The following is a 12442-nucleotide window of genomic DNA, read 5'->3' as shown; positions in this document are numbered from 1 at the left end:
TTTTTTAACACTTCAACGTACTGTTGAGAAAACAGGCTCCTGCCCCGAGGATCTTCATGCAATTCAAGCCAGCTGTTACCGTTCTGGTCACTGCCATCGCCCTGGCAACCCTGCTCAGTGGCTGTAGCAAGAAGGAACAGGCCGCCCCGCCTGCGCAAACCCCTCAGGTAGGCGTCGTTACCATCAAAGCACAGCCCTATACCCTGACCACCGAGCTGCCGGGCCGGACCACCGCATTCCGCGTCGCCGAGGTTCGCCCTCAGGTCAACGGCATCATTCTCAAGCGCCTGTTTACCGAAGGTGGCGATGTCAAAGCCGGTCAGCAGCTCTACCAGATCGACCCGGCTGTCTATGAAGCCAACGCCAACAGCGCCAAGGCCACCCTGCAGTCCGCCAAGTCGATGTCCGATCGCTACAAGCAACTGGTCAGCGAGCAGGCAGTGAGCCGTCAGGAGTACGACACGGCGCTGGCATCGACCCAGGAAGCTCAGGCAGCCCTGCAGACCGCCCAGATCAACCTGCGCTACACCAAGGTGCTGGCACCTATTTCCGGTCGTATCGGTCGCTCCGCGGTGACGGAAGGCGCACTGGTGAGCAGCGCGCAGACCGATGCGATGGCAACCATCCAGCAACTCGACCCGATCTATGTCGACGTGGTGCAGTCATCTGCCGACATGCTCAAGCTGCGCAGCGACCTGGATAGCGGCAAACTGCAGAAAGCCGGCGACAACGCGGCCAAGGTCAAGCTGACCCTGGAAGACAACAGCGTCTATGGCCAGGAAGGCAAACTGGAATTCGCCGAAGTGTCGGTTGACCAGACCACCGGCTCCGTGACCCTGCGTGCCGTGTTCCCGAACCCTGAGCACCGTCTGCTGCCGGGCATGTTCGTTCACGCCCAATTGCAGGCTGGCGTCAATTCGAAGGCCATCCTGGCACCGCAGCAAGGTGTGACCCGCGACCTGAAAGGCACGCCGACCGCCATGGTCGTCAATCAGGACAACAAGGTTGAAATGCGTACGCTGGTGGCCAATCGCACCGTGGGCAGCGACTGGATGATCGAAGACGGCCTGAAAGAAGGTGATCGCGTCATTACCGAAGGCCTGCAGTACGTCAAACCAGGCGCCGAAGTGAAAGTCGCCGAAGCGACCAACGTCAAAGGAGCAAACCCGGCACCTGCCCCGGCCACTGATAAAGCCGCAGGCAGCAAAGGGGAGTAACCCATGTCGAAATTTTTTATTGATCGACCCATTTTTGCCTGGGTTATTGCCCTCGTGATCATGCTGGTCGGTGCGCTGTCGATTTCCAGCCTGCCGATCAACCAGTACCCGAGCATCGCACCGCCCGCCATCGGTATCCAGGTCACCTATCCGGGCGCGTCTGCCCAGACGGTGCAGGACACTGTGGTTCAGGTGATCGAGCAACAGCTCAACGGTATCGACAACCTGCGTTATGTCAGCTCGGAAAGTAACTCCGACGGCAGCATGACCATCACTGCGACGTTCAATCAGGGCACCAACCCGGATACGGCGCAGGTTCAGGTGCAGAACAAGCTCAACCTCGCGACCCCGCTGCTGCCACAGGAAGTGCAGCAACAGGGTATCCGCGTCACCAAGGCAGTGAAGAACTTCCTGATGGTGATCGGTCTGGTGTCGGAAGACGGCAGCATGGGCAAGGAAGACCTGGCCAACTACATTGTGTCGAACATGCAGGATCCGATCTCGCGGACCTCCGGTGTGGGTGACTTCCAGGTGTTCGGTTCGCAGTACGCCATGCGTATCTGGCTGGACCCGGCCAAGCTGAACAACTTCCAGCTGACCCCGGTGGACGTGAAAGACGCGATCACCGCGCAAAACGTTCAGGTGTCGTCCGGCCAGTTGGGCGGCCTGCCATCGATCAGCGGTCAGCAACTGAACGCCACGATCATCGGCAAGACCCGTCTGCAGACCGCCGAGCAGTTCGGCAACATCTTCCTCAAGGTCAACACCGACGGCTCGCAGGTTCGCCTGAAAGACGTCGCCACGGTCGGCCTGGGCGCAGAGAACTACAGCACCGACTCGCAGTTCGACGGCAAACCGGCTTCCGGTCTGGCGATCAAGCTCGCCACCGGCGCCAACGCGCTGGACACCGCCAAGGCCATCCGCGCGACCGTTTCCTCGCTGGAACCGTTCTTCCCGCCTGGCATGAAAGTCGTGTATCCGTATGACACGACACCGGTGGTCAGCGAATCGATCAACGGCGTGGTGCACACCCTGATCGAAGCGATCGTGCTGGTGTTCCTGGTGATGTACCTGTTCCTGCAGAACTTCCGCGCAACCATCATCACCACGATGACGGTTCCGGTGGTCTTGCTGGGTACGTTCGGCATCCTCGCGGCCTTCGGTTTCACCATCAACACCCTGACCATGTTCGGTATGGTGCTGGCCATCGGCTTGCTGGTGGACGATGCGATTGTGGTGGTGGAAAACGTCGAGCGGGTCATGGAGGAGGAAAAGCTCTCCCCGCGCGACGCCACGATCAAGTCCATGACACAGATCCAGGGCGCACTGGTCGGTATTGCCCTGGTGCTGTCGGCGGTTCTGTTACCGATGGCGTTCTTCGGCGGCTCCACCGGGGTGATCTACAAGCAGTTCTCGATCACCATCGTCTCGGCCATGGCCCTGTCGGTCGTGGTTGCGCTGATCTTTACCCCGGCGCTGTGCGCCACCATGCTCAAGCCCATCGATCACGAGAAGCACGGACAACCGAAACGGGGTTTCTTCGGCTGGTTCAACCGCACCTTCGACCGCAGCGTTCTGAGTTACGAGCGCGGCGTCGGCAACATGCTCAAGCACAAGTGGCCTGCGTATCTGGGTTACATACTGATCTGCGCGGGCATGGTGTTCATGTTCATGCGTATTCCGGCTGCGTTCCTGCCGGAAGAAGACCAGGGCGTTATCTTCGCCCAGATCCAGACACCGGCCGGCTCCTCGACCGAGCGCACGCAGGAAGTCATCGATCAGATGCGTGAGTACCTGCTGACCAAGGAAAGCGGCGCGGTGAAGTCGGTGTTCTCGGTAAACGGCTTCAACTTCGCGGGCCGCGGTCAAAGCTCGGCGATTGCGTTCGTGATGCTCAAGCCGTGGGAAGAGCGTGATTCCAACAACAGCGTTTTCGAACTGGCCAAGCGGGCTCAAGGCTATTTCTTCAGCCTGCGCGACGCGATGGTGTTTGCGGTCGTCCCGCCTTCGGTACTCGAACTGGGTAACGCCACAGGCTTCGACGTCTACCTGCAGGATCAGGGCGGCGTGGGTCACGACAAGCTGATGGAAGCGCGTAACCAGTTCCTCGGCATGGCTGCACAGAGCAAGATTCTGGCGGGCGTGCGTCCGAACGGTCTGAACGACGAACCGCAATACCAGTTGATCATCGACGACGAGCGCGCCAGTGCATTGGGCATCACCCTGTCGGACATCAACAACACCCTGTCCATCGCGTTGGGTGGCAGCTACGTCAACGACTTCATCGACCGTGGCCGTGTGAAGAAGGTGTACATCCAGGGCGATGCAGGTGCGCGTATGACGCCTGAAGACCTGAAGAAATGGTACGTACGCAACAGCGCGGGCGAGATGGTGCCGTTCTCGGCCTTCGCCAGCGGCAAATGGTCCTACGGCTCGCCGAAACTGTCACGCTACAACGGCGTGGCGGCAGAGGAAGTACTCGGTACTCCAGCCCCTGGCTACAGCAGCGGCGACGCGATGAACGAAGTCGAGGCGCTGGCCAAGAAGCTGCCGCAAGGTATCGGCATCTCGTGGACCGGTCTGTCCTACGAGGAACGCCTGTCCGGTTCACAGGCCCCTGCCCTGTATGCCCTGTCGTTGCTGGTCGTGTTCCTCTGTCTGGCGGCATTGTATGAAAGCTGGTCGATTCCGATCGCGGTCATCCTCGTGGTGCCACTGGGGGTTATCGGTGCACTGATGGCAACCAGCCTGCGCGGTCTGTCCAACGACGTGTTCTTCCAGGTCGGGTTGCTGGTGACGGTGGGTCTGGCGGCGAAAAACGCCATTCTGATCGTCGAGTTCGCCAAAGAGCTTCACGAACAGGGCAAGAGCCTGGTCGACGCGGCGATCGAGGCCTGCCGCATGCGTCTGCGCCCGATCATCATGACCTCCATGGCCTTCATCCTTGGCGTTGTGCCGCTGGCGATTTCCTCGGGCGCAGGTTCGGGTAGTCAGCATTCGATCGGTACTGGCGTAATTGGCGGTATGATCACCGCAGTTATTCTGGCGATCTTCTGGGTGCCCCTGTTCTTCGTAACGGTTTCAGGGCTCTTCAAGAGCAAGCAGAAACATATTTCACACGATGAGGCTGGCCAATGAGCAAGTCATTGATCTCACTTGCAGTTACCGCGTTCATTCTCGGCGGCTGCTCTTTGATCCCCGATTACAAGCAGCCGCAAGCACCGGTCGCGGCACAATATCCGCAAGGGCCGGCGTACTCGCCGGTCGAAGGCGCCAAAATGGCCGCTGCGGAGCAAGGCTGGCGGCACTTCTTCAATGACCCGGCGCTGCAACAGCTGATTCAGACTGCACTGCTCAACAACCGTGACCTGCGGGTTGCGGCGCTGAACATCGACGCCTACCGCGCCCAGTACCGTATCCAGCGCTCGGACCTGTTCCCTGCTGTTTCGGCCACCGGTAGCGGCTCACGTCAGCGCGTGCCGGGTGATCAGTCGCAGACCGGTCAGCCAGGCATCACCAGCAGCTACTCGGCCACCCTGGGTGTCAGCTCGTACGAGCTGGACCTCTTCGGCCGGGTCCGCAGCCTCAGCGAGCAGGCGCTGGAGACCTACTTCGCCAGCGAGGAAGCGCGTCGCAGCACCCAGATCAGTCTGGTGGCCAGCGTCGCCAATGCCTACATGACCTGGCAGGCCGACAAGGAACTGCTCAAGCTGACGCAGGACACCCTGAAGACCTACGAAGAAAGCTTCCGTCTGACCTCGCGCGCCAGCGAAGTCGGCGTTTCTTCGGCACTGGACCTGAGCCAGTCGCGCACCGCCGTCGAAAGCGCGCGCGCCAAACTGGCCCAGTACCAGCGCCTGGTTGCCCAGGATCAGAACAGCCTGGTGCTGCTGCTTGGCACCAGCCTGCCCGACAACCTGCCGGCCAGCCACTTGCTCGATTCCGACATGCTGACCGAAATGCCGGCAGGCCTGCCGTCCGACCTGCTGCAGCGTCGTCCGGACATTCTCGAGGCCGAGCACTCGCTCAAGGCGGCCAACGCCAACATCGGCGCGGCACGTGCAGCGTTCTTCCCGAGCATCAGCCTGACGGCCAGTGCCGGGACCAGCAGCAGCGAGCTGTCCGGCCTGTTCAAGGGCGGATCGGGCGCCTGGCTGTTCCAGCCAAGCATCAACATCCCGATCTTCAACGCCGGCAACCTGCGCGCCAGCCTGGACTACTCGAAAATCCAGAAGGAAATCAGCGTCGCCAACTACGAGAAGGCGATTCAGACCGCCTTCCAGGAAGTGTCCGACGGTCTGGCTTCGCGCAAGACCTATGACGAGCAGCTCCAGGCGCAACGTGACTTCGTCGCGGCCAACCAGGATTACTACCGTCTGGCCGAGCGTCGCTACCGGATCGGCATCGACAGCAACCTGACCTTCCTCGACGCCCAGCGCTCGCTGTTCAGTGCGCAACAAACGCTGATCACCGACCGCCTGTCGCAGCTGACCAGCGAGGTCAACCTGTACAAGGCCCTCGGCGGCGGCTGGTATGAAAGAACCGGGCAGACCGAAACCATCTCCAAGGAGAAGCCTTCGGTTCAGTTGTTCTGATTGCAGTGCATAAAAAACCCACCTGATCAGGTGGGTTTTTTTATGGCCGAAACACACCTGCGATCAGTGATCCTGATGCAGGTACTTGGGCTCTTTGGGCAAACGCAGACTGAACAGGAACGCTACCGCCATCATCGCCGTCACGTACCAGTAAAAGCTGTTTTCCATTCCGGCACTCTTGAGCTTCAGGGCAACCCACTCAGCCGAGCCGCCGAACACCGCGTTGGCCACCGCATACGCCAGCCCTACGCCCAGCGCACGAACCTGTGGCGGAAACATTTCGGCTTTGACCAGCCCGCTGATCGAGGTGTAGAAGCTGACGATCGCCAGCGCCAGGGTAATCAGCACGAAGGCAATGAACGGGTTGGTGGTGGTCTTGAGCGTCATCAGGATCGGCACTGTACACAGCGTACCCAGCGCGCCGAACAGGAGCATCGAATTGCGACGGCCGATGCGGTCCGCGAGCATGCCGAAGAACGGCTGCATGCACATGTACAGAAACAGCGCGCCGGTCATGATGTAGCTGGCGGTCTTGGCTTCCATGCCCCCGGTGTTGACCAGGTATTTCTGCATGTAGGTCGTGAAGGTGTAGAAAATCAGCGAGCCACCGGCGGTGTAGCCCAGCACGGTGATGAAGGCCGCAGCATGATGCTTGAACAGTGCCGCAATACTGCCCGCGTCCTTATCCTGCCGGCTTTCGGCCGTGGTGGTTTCATTGAGGGTGCGACGCAGCAGCAAGGCGATGACCGCAGCGCCAGCACCGATCACGAAGGGGATGCGCCAGCCGTAGTCACGCAGCTCTTCGGTGGTCAGGAATTGCTGGAGAATGACCACCGTCAACACGGCCAGCAATTGCCCGCCGATCAGGGTCACGTACTGGAACGAAGCATAAAAGCCGCGCTGGCCACGCAGCGCCACTTCACTCATGTAGGTGGCCGTGGTGCCGTACTCGCCACCTACCGACAGACCTTGCAGCAGGCGCGCCATCAGCAGCAAGGCCGGCGCCCAGGCACCAATCGATGCATAGGTCGGCAGGCAGGCGATGATCAGTGATCCGGCACACATCATGGTGACCGAAATCAGCATGGAGTTCTTGCGCCCATGTTTGTCCGCGACACGACCAAACAGCCAGCCGCCAATCGGACGCATCAGAAAGCCAGCGGCAAACACACCCGCGGTGTTGAGCAACTGAACGGTCGGATCATCGGAAGGAAAGAAAGCCGGTGCGAAATAAATTGCGCAGAAAGCGTAGATATAGAAGTCGAACCATTCGACCAGGTTGCCGGATGAGGCGCCGACAATCGCGAAAATTCTTTTGCTTCGCTCCTCGCCGGTGTAATGCGATGCTTTTGATGTTGTAGTCATTATTTTCCCCAAGCAGAACTGTCCATAAGAAACAATCTGTAACACCGTCTTTAATCGAGCACAATCAGTCAGGCCAATTCAGCCGACAGCAATAGCGGGATCGTTGAACATTCCGCGCCCGGACGAACAACAACCCGGATCATCGGCCTGCCTTTTCGTGGAGGCAGACAAACGATCCGGGTTGCTGGACAACAGGTTGAAGCAGGAGGGTTTACCGCTCGATGGCCAGCGCGAGCCCCTGCCCGACGCCGACGCACATGGTTGCCAGGCCTCTGCGCCCGCCGGTTTTCTCCAGATGATGCAGCGCCGTCAGCACCAGCCGCGCGCCGCTCATGCCCAGCGGGTGGCCGAGGGCAATCGCCCCACCGTTGGGATTGACCTGCGGTGCATCGTCGGCCAGACCCAGTTCGCGCAAGACCGCAAGCCCCTGGCTGGCAAACGCTTCATTGAGCTCAATGACATCGAAATCGGTCACCGCCAGGCCCAGCCGCGCGACCAGCTTACGCACCGCTGGCACCGGGCCAATGCCCATCACCCGAGGGGCAACCGCCGCGCTGGCCATGCCGAGCACGCGGGCACGCGGCGTCAGGCCATGCTTTTTCACCGCTTCGGCCGACGCCAGAATCAGCGCAGCAGCACCGTCGTTGACCCCGGACGCGTTACCGGCAGTCACCGTGCGGTCCGGGCCGTTGACCGGCTTGAGTTTGCTCAGGGTTTCCAGACTGGTATCGCCACGCGGATGCTCATCCTTGTCGACAAGGGTCTCGCCCTTTTTGTGCGCGACTCGCACCGGCACGATCTCTTCCTCGAAAAAGCCCGCAGCCTGGGCAACGGCAGTGCGTTGCTGGCTGCGCAGGGCGAAGGCGTCCTGATCGGCTCGAGAAATCCTGAAGTCGGTTGCAACGTTGTCGCCCGTCTCGGGCATCGAGTCCACGCCGTACTGCGCTTTCATCGCCGGATTGATAAAGCGCCAGCCGATGGTGGTGTCTTCCAGCTTCATGTTGCGCGAAAACGCGGCATCGGCCTTGCCCATCACGAAGGGCGCGCGGGACATCGACTCGACGCCTCCGGCGATCGCCAGCTCGATTTCACCTGAAGCGATGGCCCGGAAAGCGGTGCCGATGGCGTCCATCCCGGACGCACACAGGCGATTGAGGGTGACCCCCGGTACGCTTTGTGGCAGCCCGGCCAACAGTGCGGCCATGCGCGCAACGTTGCGGTTGTCCTCACCGGCCTGATTGGCACAGCCGAAGAACACTTCGTCGATCTCCTCCCAGTTGACCGACGGGTTGCGCTCCATCAGCGCCTTGATCGGCACCGCCGCCAGGTCGTCTGCACGCACCGAAGACAGCCCACCACCAAAGCGACCGATGGGCGTACGAATCGCATCGCAAATAAACACTTCACGCATCACGCTTCTCCTGCAACCTGACCGTGAGCTGCGGCAGTCCGTGCCTCCAGATCACGCAGCGCCGTCAGCTCGACCTCGGTAGGCTCTTCGGACACAACAACGGTGTCGGCAAAGCGGATCGCCCAACCGGTTGCGGCGATCACCTGCTCACGGGTCACGCCAGGGTGCAGCGTAGTCACGACGAACTCGTGGGTGCCGGCTTCCGGTTCCATGATGCACAGGTCGGTGATGATGCCCACCGGACCGGCACCGGGCAGGCCCAGACGTTTGCGCGAGTCGCCGCCTTCGCCATGCCCGACCGAGGTGATGAAGTCCAGCTTGTCGACGAACGAACGCGCCGACTGCTTGAGAATGATCAGCACTGACTTGGCCGACCCAGCGATCTCCGGCGCACCACCGGCGCCCGGCAGACGCACTTTGGGATGGTGGTAATCACCGACCACGGTGGTGTTGATGTTGCCGAAGCGGTCGACCTGCGCTGCGCCAAGAAAGCCGACATCGACGCGACCGCCCTGCAGCCAGTAACGAAAGATTTCGCTGGTGGATACCACTGTGTCTGCGGTTTCAGCCAACTCGCCATCGCCGATAGACAGCGGCAACACCGTGGGCTTGGCACCAATCGGACCGGACTCGTAGATCAGTACCACGTCAGGCGCAGAGGTAAGACGTGCCAGGTTCGCCGCCTTCGAAGGCAGGCCGATGCCGACGAAGCACACAGAACCATTGCGCAAGCGACGGGCTGCGGCAACGGTCATCATTTCACTGGTGGAGTAAGTCATTATTTGGCCTCCGAAGCGCGAGCCAGCTTGCTCTGGAATTCACTGAAATCTGCGGTGCCGTGGATGTATTCATCGATCCACGCGGTGAAGGTCTCCCGGTCTCGGGCGATCGGGTCCCAGGCCTGATAGAAGGGGTTGTCACGTTCGTAGTAACCGTGCGCATAAGACGGGTGAGCACCGCCTGGCACCAGACACACGGCGCTCAGCGCCCAGGTCGGCAGCACGCAGGAGTTCATCGGGGCGTTCAGGTCATCGACGATTTCTTCCACCGTCACAATGCAGCGCTGTGCAGCCAGCGCGGCTTCTTTCTGCGCACCGAGAATGCCCCACAACAGCACGTTGCCCTTGCGGTCGGCTTTCTGTGCATGAATCACGGTCACGTCCGGGCGCACCGAAGGCACCGCTGCCAGCACCTCACCGGTGAACGGGCAGGTGACGGTCTTGATCAGCGGGTTGACCTTGGGCAGGTCAGAGCCGGCGTAAGCGCGCAGCACAGCGAACGGCAGACCGGACGCACCGGCTACATAGGCGTTGGCGAGGTCGGCATGGCTGTGCTCTTCAATTTCCATCGCGCGCGGCCATTGTTTTTCAACGGCATCGCGCAAACGGTGCAAGGAGCCAACGCCAGGGTTGCCGCCCCACGAAAAAATCAGCCGCTTCGCACAACCGGCGCCGATCAACTGGTCGTAGATCAGGTCGGGCGTCATGCGCACCAGGGTCAGGTCCTTTTTACCCTGACGGATGATTTCATGGCCAGCGGCCGTGGGGATCAGATGAGTGAAGCCTTCCAGCGCAACGGTGTCGCCATCGTTGACCAGTTGCTTCACCGCATCGCGTAGAGAAAGAATGTCTGCCATGAGGTGCTCCGAACCCAACATCACGTTCAATGATCAGCGCGAAGACCTGCGCCGGAATGAAAATGAGGTTATGCCTGAGCAAGAGGGCAAACAATCCGATAATCGACTAAACGTTCGGTAATCGAACGAATTCCATCATGCCGAAACACGGCCACTTCAGGTAAACAGCTGCGTACTCAAGTCGCGACTGGCATCAAGCATGATGGGCAGAAAGCGCTGTTCCAGCTCGCTGCGTGCCACACGTCCGGCGCTGGTGCTGACATTCAGCGCCGCCAGCACCTGGCCCGACGCATCATAGACCGGTACCGCAATCGAACGCAGCCCCTGTTCCAGTTCCTGATCGACAATGCACCAGCCCTGTTGCCGAACCAGCTGCAGACATTCGAGCAAGGCTTCCGGGGTGCGAATGGTGCGGCTGGTCTTGGGCTGCAGATCGACATGGTCAAGGTATTCATGCAACGACACGTCATCCAGTGCGGCCAGCAGAATGCGGCCCATGGACGTGCAGTACGCGGGAAGACGACCGCCCACGGAAAGGTCGACCGAGATCAGCCGCTGCGTGGTGGCAGAGCGCGCGATATAAAGAATGTCGTCGCCTTCCAGCGTGGCCATGTTGCACGCCTCGTGCAGCTGGTCGCTCATACGGTCCAGATAAGGCTGCGACGAGGTTGCCAGTGGCGTCGATGACAAATAGGCGTGGCCCAGCGTCAGCACCTTGGGCAGTAGCGAGTAGGTACGGCCGTCAGTGGTCGCATAACCGAGCTTGATCAGGGTGTGCAGACAACGACGCACTGCCGCACGGGGGATCTCCGTGCGATGGCTGATCTGCGCAATGGTCAGGTGCCGCTTGCGCTCCTGAAAGGCATGAATCACGGCCAGCCCACGCGCCAGCGAGGTCATGAAATCCGGATCACCGGTCAGCGCCTGAATGCGCTTTGCGGGCGACGCCACGATGGGCGGTGCCAATGAGGCAAAAGATTTACGCAGTTCGTCGTTCATTGACACACCTTATGTAACTGCCTTTCAGGCCCTGTAAACCGCAGGTTTCAGCTCTTTGCAGGGGAGCGAAGCCAACCCCCAGCTGTTCGATTATCGAACAGGTGGCCGATAATCGCAATTGACCCCATGTAAATATACTTATACCTTTACCTCTGCCATGAAGTGACTTCTTGGAAATACTGGTCAGGTACCCACTGAGAAGTCCAAGGCAGCGGCCTTGCTCACCAAGCAAGGCCGTTTTCATTACTCAGGCGCTTGCTGTGTGCCCGATGCTCGCGACACCCTCCCCCTCCCGCTCTCGATCAGCGCCCGCCGCGCAACTCCACACATCCTGCATATAAAAAACGGTGAATTTCTTCGCCAACATTTTGTCGTCGAAAATGAAAACTGTTTTATAAAACTTATGTCATATAAACGGCTCACTGAAACTTCGGAACAATCGTACAAAAAAACCAGACCTGTGAACTCATTCAACCTCTGTTGTTGACGTAGCAGAAGTTCTTGGAGATAGTATCGGTCAGTTGGTTGGCAATACCCTCGCAACGATTGATCCATTCACCCGATTTCTGCCTCGACTGTCCTGTCGAAGCGTTGTCACGGTGCACCATCGCCGCGAGACCATCAGCAAGCCTGCCAGCGCAAGCCCTGTGCTTGAAATCAAACGTGTGTCGCTACGACAGGTATTTCTCTCTGGTGCACGTAGCCGCAGACAACAACAGGCATGTCCAGTAACCCTTTCGCGCAATCGCCCGAACAGGTCGCTGACTGTATTGGGTATACAGCCAGACTGGAGTGAACATACTTGCACTGTTTTGCGTCATCGCCAGAGCCCATTCGACTCGATCAGGTATTAAAGTGACTAAAGATGAACTGCGCGCGGAACTTGAGCGCCAGGAACAACGCTACAAGGATGTCTACGGCGGTGAAATCACCACCTACGCCGCGCAACCGGAACCGGAACGCAAGCCCTGGCGCAAAAGAGCCAGCCTGCTGGACCAGGCGTTCAAGCAAGAACTGCAAAAGATGGAAGAAGGTCTGAAAGAAGAGCCGTAACAGCACGGGTCCGATGATCCCTGCCCGATTACGTCTTCGACTTCCAGCACCCGGAATTACACGCCTCACGGCCTCATTGAGCATTCAACGGGGCGGCGCTCATGCGTCTTTTTTTTGGTTTGAGGCGACACCTCGCGGTGACGACAAGTCGTTCGGTATTTTTTCT

At 59.8% G+C, this 12442-nt stretch carries 9 protein-coding genes; 4 read left to right on the top strand and 5 right to left on the bottom strand.

Annotation, left to right across the window (positions count from 1 at the left end; genetic code table 11):
* Positions 1 to 56 precede the first annotated feature (56 nt).
* Genes KBY02_RS02905 through KBY02_RS02895 form a run of 3 tightly spaced genes read left to right on the top strand, consistent with a single transcriptional unit; the run spans position 57 to position 5812 of the window.
* Positions 57 to 1217 (top strand): efflux RND transporter periplasmic adaptor subunit, encoded by a 1161-nt coding sequence (locus KBY02_RS02905; RefSeq protein WP_225649782.1) that lies wholly within the window; start codon positions 57 to 59, stop codon positions 1215 to 1217.
* Positions 1218 to 1220: 3 nt separating this feature from the next.
* Positions 1221 to 4355: an efflux RND transporter permease subunit gene (locus KBY02_RS02900; protein ID WP_011268787.1), complete on the top strand. Its 3135-nt coding sequence runs from the start codon at positions 1221 to 1223 to the stop codon at positions 4353 to 4355.
* Positions 4352 to 5812: an AdeC/AdeK/OprM family multidrug efflux complex outer membrane factor gene (locus KBY02_RS02895; protein ID WP_011268788.1), complete on the top strand. Its 1461-nt coding sequence runs from the start codon at positions 4352 to 4354 to the stop codon at positions 5810 to 5812. The genes KBY02_RS02900 and KBY02_RS02895 overlap by 4 nt, the downstream gene beginning before the upstream one ends.
* A 63-nt stretch (positions 5813 to 5875) precedes the next feature.
* Here KBY02_RS02895 and KBY02_RS02890 read toward each other — a convergent pair whose 3' ends face one another.
* The 5 genes from KBY02_RS02890 to pcaR form a co-directional block, all read right to left on the bottom strand.
* A complete protein-coding gene (locus KBY02_RS02890; RefSeq protein ID WP_225649780.1) occupies positions 5876 to 7177 on the bottom strand; it encodes an MFS family transporter in 1302 nt (433 codons plus the stop codon).
* Between the two features lie 211 nt (positions 7178 to 7388).
* Positions 7389 to 8591, bottom strand: coding sequence for a 3-oxoadipyl-CoA thiolase (gene pcaF / locus KBY02_RS02885; RefSeq protein ID WP_277620662.1), 1203 nt, complete (start codon positions 8589 to 8591; stop codon positions 7389 to 7391).
* Positions 8588 to 9370: a CoA-transferase subunit beta gene (locus tag KBY02_RS02880; RefSeq protein ID WP_172980109.1), complete on the bottom strand. Its 783-nt coding sequence runs from the start codon at positions 9368 to 9370 to the stop codon at positions 8588 to 8590. The genes pcaF and KBY02_RS02880 overlap by 4 nt, the downstream gene beginning before the upstream one ends.
* On the bottom strand, positions 9367 to 10224 hold the full coding sequence (locus KBY02_RS02875) for a CoA transferase subunit A (RefSeq protein WP_003406329.1): 858 nt from the start codon (positions 10222 to 10224) through the stop codon (positions 9367 to 9369). The genes KBY02_RS02880 and KBY02_RS02875 overlap by 4 nt, the downstream gene beginning before the upstream one ends.
* 156 nt (positions 10225 to 10380) lie before the next feature.
* Positions 10381 to 11223 carry a pca regulon transcriptional regulator PcaR gene (gene pcaR, locus KBY02_RS02870; RefSeq protein WP_003363842.1) on the bottom strand — a complete coding sequence of 281 codons (843 nt, stop codon included), beginning with the start codon at positions 11221 to 11223 and terminating at the stop codon, positions 10381 to 10383.
* A gap of 855 nt (positions 11224 to 12078) precedes the next feature.
* Here pcaR and KBY02_RS02865 point away from each other — a divergent pair.
* On the top strand, positions 12079 to 12276 hold the full coding sequence (locus tag KBY02_RS02865; protein WP_002554967.1) for a hypothetical protein: 198 nt from the start codon (positions 12079 to 12081) through the stop codon (positions 12274 to 12276).
* Positions 12277 to 12442 lie beyond the last annotated feature (166 nt).

The organism is Pseudomonas sp. P129 (assembly GCF_020312195.1).
GTDB lineage: Bacteria > Pseudomonadota > Gammaproteobacteria > Pseudomonadales > Pseudomonadaceae > Aquipseudomonas > Aquipseudomonas fragariae.
Note: the sequence above shows the minus strand (reverse complement) of the source record. Positions and strands in the feature narration are given on the sequence as shown.